The sequence below is a fragment of the Persicitalea sp. genome, assembly GCF_041751555.1.
GTDB lineage: Bacteria > Bacteroidota > Bacteroidia > Cytophagales > Spirosomataceae > Persicitalea.
In genome coordinates, this window is the sequence record NZ_JBGSXF010000496.1 from 1 (window position 1) to 15637 (window position 15637).

Sequence of the window (15637 nt, forward strand, 5' to 3'; positions counted from 1 at the left end):
CGGTCGGCGAGTCGGCCCGCCATGACACAGCCTACCATACAGCCCAGCGCCAGGGTACCCGTCAGGAAGCCTTCCCACCAGGCAGTGAGCCCAAATACGTCCCGGAGCAAGGGCAAGGCTCCGGCAATGACGGCAAAGTCGAAGCCGAATAGGTACCCGCCCAAGGCCGAAATGAAAGAGATTCCTAGAGAGTAATTAGTATTAGGAGAGGACTTTTTCATGCATGATTTTTGACTATTCAATCATAGAATTGCAAAAATGCAAGTTATGACTCAGCCAGAACATAGTTATTCTTACGGAAAAGTTGGATAAAATGATGGTTTTGTCATGTAGTACTCAGAACAAAAGCCATTTAAGGGTGAGCAATCTTTTCACAATCATAAAATCATCCATCATTACCCTGATATTCTCCATTGACATTACGTAGTTCAAATAGCAATATTTGTATCCGTTTGACTTTACCCAATAAGACATTGGATTCTATCTTCTAAACTATACCAGTTGCCTCTTATTTTCTCCTTCTATAATCATAACTCCTAAACCTATTGAACTATGAAAAACCGTTTACGATGCCTGCAAATCGCTGGTTTGCTGGTTCTCTTCACACTCACTGCCTTCGCTCAGTCCCCGATTACGGGTAAGGTTGTCGATGAGCAAAACGCGGGCATTCCCGGAGTGACCGTTTCGGTCAAAGGAAAAACGCGAGGTACGACAACCGACGCTACGGGTAGCTTTAAGTTGGACGCGGCATCAACTGAAACACTTGTGTTCAGCTATGTAGGTTACATTAGCCAAGAGGCGGAAGTAGACAGCCGCACCAACTTTTCCATTTCGCTACTGCCGGATACGAAGAATTTGGATGAATTGATCGTAGTCGGCTACGGTACAGTCAAAAAAAGTGATCTGACGGGTTCTGTTTCAACCATTAAAGGGGATGCCATCAGAGAGATGCCCGTTACGTCAGTCGATCAGGCCATTCAGTCCCGCGCGCCGGGGGTACAAGTTACACAGAGCTCGGCGGCACCGGGCGGGGGAATCTCCATCCGGGTGCGCGGGGCCAACTCCATCAATAGTGGTAGCGAACCGCTGTACGTCATCGACGGGTTCCCGATGTACCCAGACAACGGGGCCATCAGCGCGGGGGGAAACCGACGCGCCAGCAACGCGATGGCGACCATCAATCCCAACGAAATCGAAAGTATCGAGATATTGAAAGATGCCTCGGCCACTTCCATTTACGGATCAAGAGGTGCTAACGGGGTAGTGTTGATTACCACCCGGCGTGGTAAGGAAGGCCAGAGCCGCGTGGATTACGAAGGGTCGTATTCGACCCAGACCATCGCTCGTGACATCGACGTGCTAAACGGAGGCGACTACGCCCGCTACCTAAATCTTCTGGAAAAAAGCCAAGGCGGTAATCCGCGCTTCACCGATGCCCAGATCAACGAAATTGGACAGGGAACCAACTGGATAGAGGCCATCACGCGGACGGGCGGCTTGTCCAACCACCAACTCTCCTTCACGGGCGGCAATAAAAGCATGCGGTATGCCGTCGTGGGAAACTATCTGGGCAATCAAGGGATTGTCAAGAACACTGATTTCAAACGCTACGGTTTTCGGCTTAACCTCGACAACGACTTCCTGAATGGCAAAGCTACGCTTAGCAATAGCTGGTCGTACAACCGGACCAGCAGCAGCAATGTCCCTACTGACCGCGGCGGTCCCGGCGGCATCATAATCACAGCCTTGGGCCTCGACCCTACAGTTCCTGTCTACAACGAAAACGGTCTTTATAACTACCCCAGCTACGATCAGCGCTTTACAATCAACCCGCTGGCTGAGGCTATGGAAGGCGTCGATCGGGATAACACCAACCGACTGTTTGGCACGACGGCCCTGACTTTCCGAATTATGGAAGGCCTGCAATTCCGCACCAGCATCGGGGCCGACATCCTGAGCGCCGAAAGGAATACGTTTTACAATAATCTTACTTTCACTGGTCGCCAGAACGGCCGCGAGTTGCAGAAAGCCAACCGCAGCGTGAACAGCATCCTGAACGAGAACATACTCAGCTATAACAAGCAGATAGCACCCGGACAAACGCTCGATGCTACGGTAGGCTACACGTATCAGCAGGAAAGGAACCTGTTCAATTCCATTGCGACGCGCGGTTTGCCAACGGATGACGCCGGGTCAGTTAACCTGCAAAATGGCAGCAAGCCGCAGATTCCATTCTCCGGTCGCCAGGACTGGGCGCTGGAATCGCTGCTGGGTCGCATAAATTATAATTTTAAAGACCGCTATCTGCTGACTGTTACGGTTCGGCGCGACGGGTCGTCTAAGTTCGGGCCCAACAATAAGTGGGCGACGTTCCCCTCGGGGGCAATCGGCTGGCGTGTGGTAAACGAAGATTTTTTCCAGGGTTCATCGCTTGGCCGGGTCTTCAACGACTTCAAGTTCCGGGCCAGTTACGGGGTAACGGGCAATTCTCAGATTCCAGTGTATCGCTCGGTCGGTGGACTGGTTCCTTATAACTACGTATTCGGTGGCAACCTGGTGGCGGGCTACGGCCCCAACCGAATCGCTAACCCCGATTTGAAGTGGGAAAGTACCGCGATGCTGAATCTGGGACTGGATGTGGCGCTCCTGAATAACCGCCTCTCGATGACATTTGATGTGTTTAGCAACAAAACTTCCGACCTGCTGCTGGATGTGTCGATTCCGCAGAGCACTGGATTCAGTACAATATTGCTCAACTCCGGCTCATTGACCAACAAAGGTCTTGAATTCTCGACCAACTATAAGGTCATAAGCAATAAGGCGCTAAGCTGGGATCTCAGCGGCAATATTTCATTCCTGCGCAACAAAATCACGAGTTTGGGCCAAAGCACGCCCTTCTTTGCTAATAGCACGAGTGGTCACCTGGGCGTGTTCGGTAGCTGGGTAGAAGCAGGTAATCCCATTGGGGTTTGGAAGGGTTTCAAGTACACGGGGCTTTTCCAGACGGATGAGGAAGGCAAAACCTTCGCTGCCAAAGCGGGTTATCCCAAATACGAGGATGTCAACGGCGATGGCAAGTACAACTCCGAGGATTACCAGATCATTGGTAATCCCAATCCAAAATTTACCTGGGGCTTGAATTCGAATATGAAGTTCAAGAACTTCGACTTCACTGTCTTCTTCCGAGGCGTGCACGGTAATGATGTGCGAAACCTACAGCAATCAGAAATGGGAGACGGTGTTCAGAAAATCAACCAGTTAGGCAACATCCTTGACGATTCCTGGACTCCGACGAATACCGGGGCCAGCCGCCCCGTCATCGACGGTCGCCGCGATTTCATTTCGTTCCGCCGTTCATCGTTCTTTATTCAGGATGGCTCATTCGTACGCCTCCAAAATATAGTTTTGGGCTATACGTTGCCGCTCCAGAACAAGTTCGTGCGCAGCGCGCGCTTTTACGCCAGCGGTCAAAATCTGTTCTTAATCACGAAGTACAAGGGCTTTGATCCAGAAGTAAACAACCAAGGACAAAACAACTTGAACCGCGGTGATGACTACGACGCTTATCCCCGCGCCCGAATGTTGACGTTTGGGGTAAATCTCGGTCTGTAAACTTTAAAACGCTTAAAATCAAAACATATCATGAAACTTAACCTGTCTTCCCGATTAACCTACCCCCTGCTGACGGCCCTATTGGTAACAAGCCTGAGCTGCGCTGATTTGAAAGAAAACCCGGACTTCATCAATCCGGACACCTTTTACAAATCGGCCACGGAACTTCAGCTGGGCGTCAATGGTGTTTACGCCGACCTCAATTCCGGTTTTTCCGGCTATTTCTATGACCGCTACGTTTTTGAATGCCTGACGGGCGATCAGATCGGCTGGGAAAAAGGACCGTTGCAGTACAACCTGGGCAATGTCAGTTCTGCCGACGAGTACATCGAGGCGTACTGGACCATCAGCTATCGCTCCATCAACCGCGCCAACGCTGTTATCGAGACAGCCGATGCTATGAAAGACCCGGCCAATGATGCGCTGGTTAAGCGATTGAAAGCCGAAGCGCAGTTCTTGAGGGCTTTTTACTATTACGGTTTGCTTAGTTACTTCGATAATCCGCCGATCACTATCAAATCCACCCAGGGTATCAGTGAACTACCCTCCAACAAGGGCGGCAAACGGGCAGTGATTGACCAAATCTACGCCGACGCTAAGGCTGCCGCGGCGGTACTGCCCGCTTCCTATAAGGGTGCGGACGACGGGCGGGCCACTAAGTGGGCGGCGATGGCCCTGCTAATGAAGGCGCAGTTGTGGGACGAGAAGTGGGCAGACGCCAAAGCGACCGCCGAAGATATCATCAACAACAGCGGCATTCAACTTTTCCCCGACTTCGGCGCTAACTTCGATCTGGCGCACGAAAACATGGGCGAACGCCTCTTTGAAGCACAAGTATCGGCAGCGGCCAACGCCAGTCAATATCAGGTGCATTCGGCACATTTCAATCCCGAAGATTACCCCAGCCAACTGGGCGGCGCGGGCTGGAGTTGGTTGAGCGCCACGCAGGAATTCCGGGCGGCTTACGACGCAAAGGATAAGCGCATCGGCGCCACCTTTATCGAAAGCTACCCAACGGGGCGCTTCGGAAAAATTGACGGGAATTACCCGATGGTCAAATGGAGTCCTAAGGCAGACTTCAACCTGTCACGCTTCGGCGGTATCGTGAAGTCGAACGCCGACCCGAAAGACCCGTCTCAACTGATTTTCGGAAAAGCATGGTCAAACAAACTGGTCGAATTGGGTACGAACTGGACCAATACGGAGAAAAATACCATCTACATTCGTCTGGCTGATGTACTGTTGGGACATTCCGAAGCCTGTAATGAAAGTGGCCAGGGCGACAAGTTATTGGGAATCAACAAGGTGCGAACCCGTGCGGGCTTGCCCACGTTGAGCGGCTTGGGCCAGTCGGCCCTGCGTGATGCCATCGTGAAGGAGCGTGAACAAGAGTTTGCCTTCGAGCAAGTAATGTACCCCGAACTACGCCGGAAAAGCAAGTTCGGTACCCAACAGGACTACTTAGGCGACCACATCAAGCATTATATCAGCAAGTACACCATTGGTCGAACGCTCAAAGCACGGGATTACGTGCTGCCCCTGCCTTTGAAGGAATTGCAAGGCAACCCCAATGTGACCCAAAATAAGGAGTGGCAGTAATCATTTTCAGTTTTTTGATAAAATATAAAAGGGCTTTTCGAAGCCCTTTTTTTGTAGTCTGATATTAGCGATATTTCCCACTATGAAGTACCTGATCGCAACGTTGGTTCTGGGGAGCATGCTCGCCTGCCAGCGCGAATCGAAAACACTTTTCAGCACGCTGAGCTCGACCGAGTCCGGGGTAGATTTTAAGAATACCGTCGTTGAAAACGACACCTTTAACCTGGTCGATTACTACTACGTTTACAACGGTGGCGGCGTAGCGGTGGGTGATATTAACAACGACGATCTGCCCGATCTGTACTTTACGGGCAACCAGGTAGCGGATCGGCTATATCTCAATGTTACCAAATCCGGTGCGGCGCATCCCCAATTCAAAGATATTACGGAGTCGTCGGGCATCCGCCAGGGCGGCTGGTCCACTGGCGTAACGATGGCCGACGTCAACGCCGATGGTTTGCTGGATATTTACGTTTGCAAATCGGGCAATTATCCGGGAACGGGGCGTAAAAACCAACTGTACATCAACCAGGGAAGTACCGGTGGTGCCGCGCCTCACTTTCTGGAAAGCGCTGAGCGCTACGGCTTGGCCGACAGCAGCTTCACTACCCAAGCTGCTTTTTTCGACTATGACAAAGACGGCGACCTAGATGTGTATTTACTCACCAGCACCAATCTCGTGCGCAATCCCAATCAAGTCACGCCAGTAGTAGCCGATGGCTCCGGTCTGGCGAACGATAAGCTGTTCCGTAACGATTCCGATGGCAGCGGTCCGCGGTTCACCGACGTGTCGAAGGCAGCGGGAATTTTGCACGATGGCTTCGGACTGGGACTCGCGGTGGCAGATTTTAATCAGGATGGCTGGGAGGATATTTACATTGCCAACGACTTCCTGGCAAATGATTTTCTATATTTAAGTAACCAGGGAGACAGCGGTGATGAAGTACGTTTCACCGAAGTCGGAAAGTTGTATTTTAAGCACCACAGCCAATTTTCTATGGGATGCGATGCCGCCGACATCAACAACGACGGGCTGACGGACTTGGTAGTCGCCGACATGCTGCCCGCCCACAACGAGCAGCGCAAAAAAATGGCGGGAGCTTCCAACTTCCAGCAATTTGAAGCCGTTCAGCGCGCGGGCTATCACCCGCAGTTTATGCGCAATATGCTTCAAGTGAACATCGGTCAAGCTCCTGATGGGCAAATAATTTTTTCAGAAATCGGGCAGTTTGCGGGCATATCGGCCACCGATTGGAGTTGGTCGCCGCTGCTGGGCGATTTCGACAACGACGGCTGGCGTGACCTGTTCATCACCAACGGCTACCTCCGCGACATCACCGACCTGGACTTCGTGTCGTCCAACGGTCTATACGCGCAGGAAGAAGGGCGTAGCCCCGAAGAAGTTAATCAATACCTGCGGCAGGGCGCTCGTAAAATGCCTGGTATATTGAAACCCAATCGCTTTTTCCGCAACCGCCGCGACCTTACTTTCGAGGACGTCACAGCCGCCTGGTTCGGCGACGAGCCTTCGTTGTCTAACGGCGCGGCTTACGCCGATCTCGACCGCGACGGCGACCTGGATTTGATCGTCAACAACATCAATCAGGAAGCCTATATTCTGCAAAACAATATGACCAATACTCACTTTGCTCAGGTAAAACTCAAAGGCCCGGCACAAAATCCTTTCGGCCTGGGGGCGGATGTCACGCTGTATAGCAAAGGCCTTGTGCAAACGTATCACCAAGCAGTCACGCGGGGCTACCAGTCGTCGAGCGACTACCTCATCCATTTCGGGCTAGGGGATTCGGCTCAACTGGATTCTCTGAAAGTAGTTTGGCCAGATGGGAAGGCACAGATACAGAAAAACCTACCCGGCGATGAGCTACTCACGCTAAACTACGTGCAGGCGCAGCAGCTATCCGACCAACCGAGCGACACATCGCCAGCGCTACTGACCGACGCCACCCGTTCCGTCGGCATCGACTTCCTGCACCAGGAAGAAAGCTACTTGGACTATAACCAGGAGCCCCTTTTACCCCATAAACTTTCGCAACAAGGACCTAAACTTGCCACCGGAGATGTCAATGGCGACGGCCTAGAAGACTTTTTTGTAGGTGGTTCTTTCCGGCATTACGGAAAGTTATTTCTCCAAACGGCAACAGGAAGTTTTATAGAAAAAGCCTATACGGACGAAACCCCACCTAAGGACGAAGAAGACGTGGGCACGCTGCTGTTCGATGCGGATGGCGACGGCGACAACGATTTGTACATCGTAAGCGGCTCGAACGAATACCTCGATGGCTCTACCTATTACCAGGATCGTCTCTACCTGAATGACGGCAGCGGAAAATTCACCGACGCCACCGACCGACTGCCGCCCATCCGGCACAGCGGTTCGTGCGTCGTGGCGGCCGATTTCGATCAGGACGGCGACCTCGACCTGTTTCGCGGCGGACGACTCCGAGCGTTGCAGTACCCGTTGCCAGGCGAAAGCTACCTGCTGGTCAACGACGGCAGTCGTTTTCGCAACGCGACGGAGCAAATTGCGCCTGGCCTGGGGTCGATCGGTATGGTAACCGGCGCCGTCTGGGCGGACGTGGACCGGGATTCCTGGCTCGATCTGATCGTGGTGGGGGAGATGATGCCGATCACGGTTTTTAAGAACAATCGCGGGCGGCTGGAACGCCAAACGATCGCGTCTCTGGATGATTCGGAAGGTTTTTGGAACTGCATCAGCGCGGGCGATTTCGATCAGGACGGCGACCCCGATTTTGTGGTGGGCAACCTGGGCCTCAATAGCCGTTACCGGGTTTCTCCGACCGAACCTATGCGCGTCTACGCGGGCGATTTTGACGGCAACGGTCGGTTGGATGCCATTGGCACCTATTATTTGCAAGGAAAGGAGCATCCCATCGCCTCCCGAGAGGATTTGGGTCGGCAGTGGCCGGGTGTTAAGAAACAATTCACCAATTACGCCAGCTACGCCAAGACGCTTCTCGGTGACCTTCTGTCGCCTGAACAGCAGCGATCGAGTACTTTGCTACGAGCATCTCGGCAAGAAAGTGTCTTGCTCGAAAACACGGGGGGCGGCTTTCAGATAAGATCCCTGCCCAACCTGGCGCAATGGGCGCCCATTCAGGATTTCCTGGTCGATGATGTCGATAAGGACGGTCACCTGGATGTGCTAGCGGTTGGCAATGCCTACGATAATGAGTCAGTTTCCGGACAATACGACGCAATGACGGGGCTGTTTTTGAGGGGCGATGGACGCGGGTATTTCAAGCCATTGCTTTTTCCAGAAAGCGGCTTTCTGGCCGATGGCGACTGCAAAGGCATTATTCGCGTAAAAGTCAAAAGCGGGGTGATCTATGTGGTATCCGGCAACAAAGCTCCTTTGCGGATATTTAAGAAAAGCCTAGCAACCAAGTAGTTTGAACAAATTTCTCACAAGGCTTTGGGAGCTTCCTACCGGAGCTAGCCATCAGATTATATTGTGGAGACGCGATTTGTTACGTTTAAAGGATGAACAAACAATACCTGAACCATCAGGCCAGGTTTTCGGATCAAGCAGTTTTAGCTCCTTTTTCTTGTAATTTGAAAGTCTAATAAGTCCCCGTTGCCTACCTTTGCCCCTATGACACTAAAAAACGATCTTCTGCTCCGCGCCGCGCGGGGCGAGCGCGTCGAGCGGACGCCCGTATGGGCCATGCGGCAGGCCGGGCGCATCCTACCTGAGTACCGCAAAGTACGGGCGCAGGCGGGTAGCTTTATCAAGCTTGCCACTACCCCCGAAATGGCCGCCGAGGTTACGATTCAGCCCGTAGATATTCTGGGCGTGGACGCGGCCATCATTTTCTCCGATATTCTGGTTATCCCCGAAGGCATGGGGCTGCCCTACGAAATGGTCGAAAAGCGCGGCCCGGTGTTTCCGCGCACCGTGCAGACGATGCAGGATTTGAAAACGCTGCGCGTGGCCGATCCCGAGGAGGATCTCAGCTACGTCACCGACGCGCTGAAAATTGTGAAGCGGGAATTGAGCGGACGGGTGCCGCTGATTGGCTTTGCGGGCGCACCCTTCACGATTTTTTGCTACATGACGGAGGGCAAGGGTTCCAAAACCTTCTCGATCGCCAAGAAATTGCTTTACACCGACCCCGAGTTTTCCCACGTTCTCCTGCAAAAAATCACGGACAGCACCATTGCCTACCTCAAAGCGCAGATCAAGGCCGGGGTGGACCTACTACAAGTCTTCGATTCCTGGGCGGGGATTCTTTCACCCACGCAGTACCGCCTTTTTTCGCTGCCCTACATCAAGCAAATTTGCGATGCGATACGCGGGGATGCTATCCACGAAGTACCCGTGACGGTTTTTGCCAAAGGCGCGTACTTTGCCCGGCAGGAAATCGGGCAACTGGCTTGCTCGGTCGTGGGTTTGGACTGGAACATGGACGTAAAGGAAACGCGGGCATTGATTCCTGACAAAACGCTGCAAGGCAATCTCGATCCCTGCGCCCTGTACGGTACTTTCGACCAAATCCGGACGGAAGTGAAGCGCATGGTCAGCGAGTTTGGTACTCAAAAGTACATTGCTAACCTCGGCCACGGCGTCTACCCCGATACCCCGCCCGACAACGTCCGCTGTTTTATCGACGCCGTGAAGGAATTCTCGCAGGTCTAGTCCCAGACGCCAGGTTCAAGCACTTCCAGCACATGGCCATCGGGATCGTCGAAATAGAACGACCGTGTTCCCCGCGCCCAGGTTTCGTGGTGATAGACGTCGATGCCTTCGGCTTGAATTTCATGCAAGTACTTTTCGTACTGTCCGGCGGGGGCTTCAAAAGCTAAGTGTAACTTACCTGCACCGTAATGCGGCGGCGGTGATTGCTTGGCTCGCGACACCTCGGGCAAGAAGCACAGCAGCACCGAACTACCCGCCCGAAAGAATACATGACTGCCTTCGACCAGGGAAATCACTGCCAGCCCGAGCTGCCCAGCGTAAAAATCGCGGGTACGTTCAAGGTCGCTCACGTACAGGCAGGTTTCTTTGATTTGGACAAATTCCATCACCGTTTTTATTTTACAGAGAATGAAAAAAAAATGTGTCTTTCTCGATCGTGACGGAATTTTGAATTCTGATGAGGAATACTATACCTACCGTCCCGAGGATGTCTTTTTGATCGAAGGAGTAGACGAAGCCTTGCGCAAACTACAGGAAGCAGGCTTTTTCCTGATCGTCATTACCAACCAGGCGGGAATCGCCCAAAAACTCTACAGCCCCGCCGAAGTGAAAGATGTTCATCGCCTGATTCAGGAAAAAAGCGGCGTCACGCTGGACGACCTGTACTTTTCACCGCATCATCCTGAACATTCCTCCCGCTCACTGCGCCGTAAGCCGGATTCCCTGATGATTGAGAAAGCAATAGCCAAACACAACATTGATCCAACGCAATCCTGGATGATCGGTGACCGCCGTTCGGACATTCAGGCCGGGCGCAAGGCGGGCGTAAAGACCATTTTTATTGGAGGGAAAGAGACTGAGGGTGATCTTGGCGATTTTCAGGCAAATGATTTGCTGGAAGCAACGGACGTTATCCTTTCATAAGCTGATTAGAGCCAGATAAGCCTCTTTGTCGCTACTTGCGCTTTAACTTTTGCTTCACCCAGGGATAAGCCATGTACACGACTTCCGTGGCTCCGATGCCGATGCCTGCGCCAAAAAGTACGTCGGCTAGCCAATGGCGGTTATTGATGATGCGCAAAGCCCCCACGCCCGTCGCGGCGCTGTACCCGCCCACGGTGTACCAAGCACTACGATGGCCGTATTCTTTGTGCAGCAGCGTTGCCGAAGCAAAGGCGCTGCTGGTGTGGCCCGAAGGAAAGGAATCGAAAGTCGTGCCGTCGGGTCGGGGGTAGTTCGTGATACCTTTAAGTAAGAATGTCACGCCCCCTTGTGCCAGCCCGGAAGCCACGGCCAGCAACACCTGCTCTCCAAAGGGATGTTTGCCTTTTACACCCGCGGCGCCCAAGCCTAAGCTCAGTACCACCGGAGCGAACAGCAGGTAGTCATCGGCGTGCGTACGATATCCGGGAAATCGGCTTTCCACCCGCTGTTCTAATTGGCGGCTAATTTTCCCTTGCACCAGCAAGCCGCTCACCGCCAGTCCCGCCGGAACGATTAGCGGCCTGACGCGGAAAGGCTCCACGGCCAATGACTCCTGCAGCGTATCGTTTACTGCCTCGTCAGAAACCAGAGAATTGCGCATGGCATCTCGCGCAAAATCTCCGGTAAAGTCTTGTCCACGAACCTGAAATACAAAACTCCAGGCTAGAAGAAATACTACACCAATCTGTTTTTTCACAATGATAGAATTTTTGCCTGCTAGTTGCCCGAGATGCCATTACAACGTGAACAGAATATTATGGAGGTGCCACTCTGAAAAAATTGTGCGTGCGAAAGGCCGCCAACCAAACGAAATACCCAGCCAGTGCGACAATCGCTACTTGCATTCCGTAATCGAGCAGGAAAGTTGGCGCAGCCCAAATATCCGAAGGAACCAAGTACTTGGGCATGCCCAGCCGCCACCAATAGGAAGGATGTACTACGCACAACAGGTTGAATATGAGCAGTAAGATTACCTGTTTTTTGTCCTTCCAATCGACCACAAAAAAGACGAGCGGAATCAGAAACAGGAAGATGTAGTTGCTGTACGCGCTTTGCTGCACGATCATCATCGTGGCATACAGCGCAATCCAGGTACGGGAAAGCATAGTTGCAAAGTCGGCATTGCGCCAGCGCCAGGCAGTCCAGGTTCCCATTCCTACCGAAAGTACCAGCCCTACCCAGTTCCAGATTTTTTCACCCACGCCAATCTGGTTGAAAAACCACGGATTCAGCACCGACGGGAGGTTAGGCGCTCGCAGCGTCTTGGCCTCGTCGAGCGGTTGGGTAAATTCCCAGCCTACCAGCGGGTAGAGAATCGCCAGACTCACCGCCCCGACTAATGCCATCGTGACCACGAAGCGAATTTTTTCTTTCTCTAAAATAAACAAAGGCACGAATACCAGCACAAGAATCGCCTTGGTAAGCAGCAGCCCCAGTGCCAGTGTGAGGGCGTACACTTCGACGCGACCCGTGCGCTGCCGCAGCAAGTAAGCCAGCACGACGAACAGCCACATCCAAACGTCTTCCTGCGCCCCGACGACGCATAAGACCAGCGAACCCGGCAACAGATAATAAAGTAGCGTTTTAAACAAAAAATCGGCATCCGAAAGGGCCGAAAGCCGGGAGCGGTACAAATGCCACGAAACCCACAGCGCCAGCGCGTCCATGACCGTCATCATGAATACAATCATGCGCGGGTCGTACCAGAACTTCAACCAGAGCCCCAGGTAATAAGCATACAGTGGCGAGTATGGCGACCAGAAATCGCGATAAACTACCTGGCCCATAGATGCCTTGCTTCCTTCGTCCCAAAAACCGTTCACATCGGAAGTGGGCGCGAAGCTCGCCACCAGGTAAACTGTGACAAAGGGAAGCAGCCGAAAAAGAAACCAGCCGACGGCTAACCAGCTTGGGGTACTTTTCTTGGTAAAAAATTTTAGAAAAAAGTTTTTCTTCCACCAAACTATCCCCGTCAGCACGAGAAGCGCAACGCTCAGAACCGTTTTGATCAGGACAATATTCATGCGACGGAGATGGGTTGGGGAAGTACCACTTGACGATAAGCTTGCCGCAGTATCCAGAAGAAACAGATAACGCTCAGCAGTTGCAGGGTATATTCTAAGATGTAAATCGGATTTCCCAGCATCCCGAAATTGACGTAGGAAGGCTGCCCGTTGTACACGTACACAAATGGTTGTACAACAGTCAGCCAACTCAATGCTAAAAGTGCGCTGACATGCCAGGGATTCTTGACATCGATCAATTCAAAGACTACCGTCACCAGAAACGCGATAAGATAAGCCCCTGGCGCGCTCGCCTGGAAAATCATCATGCACACGAAAGTCGCTACGAATAGCGCGGGCAATGTTTCGGCTACCGGGCGGTGGCGGCTGCGGTAGGCAAAGTAAGAGGGAATCAGGATCGTAAATGCCAGTCCGAACCAGTTGAGCAGTGGCGAGTTCTTCTCGTTGATCGTGATAAAAAACTCCACCACAGGCCGCAAAATCGAGAACAGATTTGGCGTCATCAACTGCTCGGTGTGCTGGATCGGCATCAGGAAAAGGTCACCGATTTGCCAATACAAGAAAGCCAGTACGGGCAACCCGATCGCTGCCATCGTCAGCAGTAGTTTGACGGGCTTTTTAACAATAATCAAAAGTGGAAACAGCAGAAAAATGAACGTGACCTTAATTGTCAGCAGCGCGAGGGCGAAAATAACGCCGACGCCAACTTCGTAGTTCTGCGGGTGTTGGCGCGTGTGCCGCCACATGAGCAGGGCCGCGCCCCAAAACCATACCTCCTCCTGGCCATCGACCAAAATATACATAAAGGCGGCGGGCAACAGCCAGTACAAGTAGGTTAGTTGCAGGGCGTTGGTCTTTTCAGTTTTGTAGGTACGGTACGTCAGCCAGAGAATCAGCGTTTCCATCACGACCATCAGCAGCACGATAGCCCGCGAATTTTGCCACAGCCACAAAGGCAGACTGATAATATAAGCGAACAGCGGCGCGTGATACGACCAGAAATCCCGATAAACAAAACCGCCCAGCTTGGCCGCCTCAGCTTTGTAGAAGAAAAAAGGAACGTCGCCCCGCGGATCTTCACCAATGATCAGGAAAATGCCGATCCACGGCAACAGCCGGAATAGAATGAAACCTGCGCTCAAAGCCAAGTTTTCTTTATCGCGCTGCCAGTTGGCAAAAAGAGTGGGTTTGTTAATTACCCAAATGATCGCTCCCGTCAAGAGCAGGTTCAGGAGCAGTTTTGCGTAAAAAACGGTCAGTATCGGCATATCGATCCAGCATGTGGCAGCCGGATTTCTGTGGATGAAAACAGTGGTCGCCGCTTGTTCCGGGAATTTCCGCAAAACTAGTAAGTTTCTCCCGAAACTGACCGATTTTGGCTTAGGACAAAAACTTTAACTTGCCCGATACGTTGATTTGGTTGTATTCTTGACTACAAACATTCATCCCCAAACGATACACGAAAAATCATGGCGGTACTCATAGAAAAAGTCGGGTTAGACTTCAACCTCAGCGAAGAACAGGAAGCAGTGCGGGAAGCGGCCCGCGATTTTGCGCAGAGCGAACTACTGCCGGGTGTCATCGAGCGCGACACGGCGCAGAAATTCGACAAAGATCTACTCCGCAAAATGGGCGAGATGGGTTTCATGGGCATGATGGTCGCGCCAGAGTACGGCGGCGGTGGCATGGATACCGTGTCTTACGCGATCGCGGTGGAAGAAATATCCAAAGTGGATGCATCGGCTTCGGTCATCATGTCGGTCAATAACTCGCTAGTTTGTTGGGGTTTGGAGGCTTTTGGTAGTGAGGAACAAAAACAAAAGTACCTCACGCGCCTGGCCACGGGCGAGATTATTGGAGCCTTTTGCCTATCAGAACCAGAGGCTGGCTCCGATGCTACCTCGCAGCACACGACGGCGCAGGATATGGGCGACTACTACTTGTTAAACGGCACGAAGAACTGGATTACCAGCGGTGGCACGGCGTCGGTTTGCCTGGTTATGGCGCAGACTAATCCCGAAAAAAAGCACCGGGGCATCAACTGCCTGATCGTGGAAAAAGGCAGCGAAGGCTTCGCGCTAGGGCGCAAAGAAGACAAGATGGGCATTCGGGCGTCGGACACGCATTCGCTGATGTTCTCAGATGTGAAAGTACCAAAGGAAAATCGTATCGGCAAAGACGGTTTCGGCTTCAAATTCGCCATGAGTACACTCAACGGCGGGCGCATCGGCATCGCGGCGCAGGCGCTCGGCATCGCCGCCGGAGCCTTTGAGCTGGCGCTACAGTACGCCCAGGAGCGTACTACTTTTGGGCACCCGATCTTCGACCATCAGGCAATTCAGTTCAAGCTCGCCGACATGGCGACGCGCATCGAGGCGGCGCGGCTGCTGGTGTATAAGGCGGCTAAGGATAAAGACGAAGGCAAGGACTACGTCAAATCCGCCGCGATGGCTAAGCTCTATGCCTCCGATGTGGCGATGTGGGCAACGACCGAAGCCGTGCAGATCCACGGCGGCTACGGCTATGTGAAGGAGTACCACGTAGAGCGGCTGATGCGTGACGCCAAGATCACCCAGATTTATGAGGGTACCTCAGAAATACAAAAATTGGTGATCGCTCGGGAGCTTGTCAAATAGGGCAAAATAGGGGTCAAGTTGAATTTTTCGGTAGAAGTGTGCGCTATTTTAAGAATTACGCGCACTTTTTTTTGAAATTTAATTGTAATTTGCTTGTATTAGTT

General features: G+C 52.5%; 10 protein-coding genes and 1 pseudogene. 6 read left to right on the forward strand and 5 right to left on the reverse strand.

Annotation, left to right across the window (positions count from 1 at the left end; translation table 11 throughout):
* Nucleotides 1-221 (reverse strand): annotated as a pseudogene (locus ACEW8P_RS17380) (MFS transporter); the annotation flags it as partial.
* Between the two features lie 331 nt (nucleotides 222-552).
* On the opposite strand from ACEW8P_RS17380, the gene ACEW8P_RS17385 reads away from it, so the two are divergent.
* The 4 genes from ACEW8P_RS17385 (at nucleotide 553) to hemE (ending at nucleotide 9889) form a co-directional block, all read left to right on the forward strand.
* A complete protein-coding gene (locus tag ACEW8P_RS17385; RefSeq protein WP_373514343.1) occupies nucleotides 553-3612 on the forward strand; it encodes a SusC/RagA family TonB-linked outer membrane protein in 3060 nt (1019 codons plus the stop codon).
* A 30-nt stretch (nucleotides 3613-3642) separates the two neighbouring features.
* Nucleotides 3643-5211 (forward strand): RagB/SusD family nutrient uptake outer membrane protein, encoded by a 1569-nt coding sequence (locus tag ACEW8P_RS17390; protein WP_373514344.1) that lies wholly within the window; start codon nucleotides 3643-3645, stop codon nucleotides 5209-5211.
* A gap of 82 nt (nucleotides 5212-5293) precedes the next feature.
* Nucleotides 5294-8641, forward strand: a complete 3348-nt coding sequence (locus ACEW8P_RS17395; RefSeq protein ID WP_373514345.1) for a VCBS repeat-containing protein — start codon at nucleotides 5294-5296, stop codon at nucleotides 8639-8641.
* Between the two features lie 204 nt (nucleotides 8642-8845).
* The gene (gene hemE, locus ACEW8P_RS17400; protein ID WP_373514346.1) at nucleotides 8846-9889 is read left to right on the forward strand and encodes a uroporphyrinogen decarboxylase; all 1044 of its coding nucleotides are present in this window, start codon (nucleotides 8846-8848) and stop codon (nucleotides 9887-9889) included.
* Here the strand turns inward: hemE and ACEW8P_RS17405 are convergent.
* The gene (locus tag ACEW8P_RS17405) at nucleotides 9886-10275 is read right to left on the reverse strand and encodes a VOC family protein (RefSeq protein WP_373514347.1); all 390 of its coding nucleotides are present in this window, start codon (nucleotides 10273-10275) and stop codon (nucleotides 9886-9888) included. The genes hemE and ACEW8P_RS17405 overlap by 4 nt on opposite strands.
* Nucleotides 10276-10297: 22 nt before the next feature.
* Between ACEW8P_RS17405 and ACEW8P_RS17410 the strand changes: the two genes are divergently transcribed.
* Nucleotides 10298-10813, forward strand: a complete 516-nt coding sequence (locus ACEW8P_RS17410; protein WP_373514348.1) for a D-glycero-alpha-D-manno-heptose-1,7-bisphosphate 7-phosphatase — start codon at nucleotides 10298-10300, stop codon at nucleotides 10811-10813.
* A gap of 31 nt (nucleotides 10814-10844) precedes the next feature.
* Here ACEW8P_RS17410 and ACEW8P_RS17415 read toward each other — a convergent pair whose 3' ends face one another.
* Genes ACEW8P_RS17415 through ACEW8P_RS17425 form a run of 3 tightly spaced genes read right to left on the reverse strand, consistent with a single transcriptional unit; the run spans nucleotide 10845 to nucleotide 14165 of the window.
* Nucleotides 10845-11570: a phosphatase PAP2 family protein gene (locus tag ACEW8P_RS17415; RefSeq protein WP_373514349.1), complete on the reverse strand. Its 726-nt coding sequence runs from the start codon at nucleotides 11568-11570 to the stop codon at nucleotides 10845-10847.
* A gap of 58 nt (nucleotides 11571-11628) precedes the next feature.
* Complete coding sequence (locus ACEW8P_RS17420) at nucleotides 11629-12897, reverse strand: hypothetical protein (protein WP_373514350.1); 1269 nt, start codon at nucleotides 12895-12897, stop codon at nucleotides 11629-11631.
* Nucleotides 12894-14165, reverse strand: coding sequence for a hypothetical protein (locus ACEW8P_RS17425; protein ID WP_373514351.1), 1272 nt, complete (start codon nucleotides 14163-14165; stop codon nucleotides 12894-12896). Before ACEW8P_RS17425 ends, ACEW8P_RS17420 begins: the two co-directional genes overlap by 4 nt.
* Before the next feature lie 201 nt (nucleotides 14166-14366).
* Here ACEW8P_RS17425 and ACEW8P_RS17430 point away from each other — a divergent pair, with 201 nt between their 5' ends.
* Nucleotides 14367-15533 (forward strand): acyl-CoA dehydrogenase, encoded by a 1167-nt coding sequence (locus ACEW8P_RS17430; RefSeq protein ID WP_373514352.1) that lies wholly within the window; start codon nucleotides 14367-14369, stop codon nucleotides 15531-15533.
* Nucleotides 15534-15637 lie beyond the last annotated feature (104 nt).

Excerpts from the sequence above, each read along its gene's own strand:
- ACEW8P_RS17385 (WP_373514343.1), top strand. The coding sequence starts at position 553 with ATGAAAAACCGTTTACGATGCCTGCAAATCGCTGGTTTGCTGGTTCTC.
- ACEW8P_RS17390 (WP_373514344.1), top strand. The coding sequence starts at position 3,643 with ATGAAACTTAACCTGTCTTCCCGATTAACCTACCCCCTGCTGACGGCC.
- ACEW8P_RS17395 (WP_373514345.1), top strand. The coding sequence starts at position 5,294 with ATGAAGTACCTGATCGCAACGTTGGTTCTGGGGAGCATGCTCGCCTGC.
- hemE (WP_373514346.1), top strand. The coding sequence starts at position 8,846 with ATGACACTAAAAAACGATCTTCTGCTCCGCGCCGCGCGGGGCGAGCGC.
- ACEW8P_RS17405 (WP_373514347.1), bottom strand. The coding sequence starts at position 10,275 with ATGGAATTTGTCCAAATCAAAGAAACCTGCCTGTACGTGAGCGACCTT.
- ACEW8P_RS17410 (WP_373514348.1), top strand. The coding sequence starts at position 10,298 with ATGAAAAAAAAATGTGTCTTTCTCGATCGTGACGGAATTTTGAATTCT.
- ACEW8P_RS17420 (WP_373514350.1), bottom strand. The coding sequence starts at position 12,897 with ATGAATATTGTCCTGATCAAAACGGTTCTGAGCGTTGCGCTTCTCGTG.
- ACEW8P_RS17425 (WP_373514351.1), bottom strand. The coding sequence starts at position 14,165 with ATGCCGATACTGACCGTTTTTTACGCAAAACTGCTCCTGAACCTGCTC.
- ACEW8P_RS17430 (WP_373514352.1), top strand. The coding sequence starts at position 14,367 with ATGGCGGTACTCATAGAAAAAGTCGGGTTAGACTTCAACCTCAGCGAA.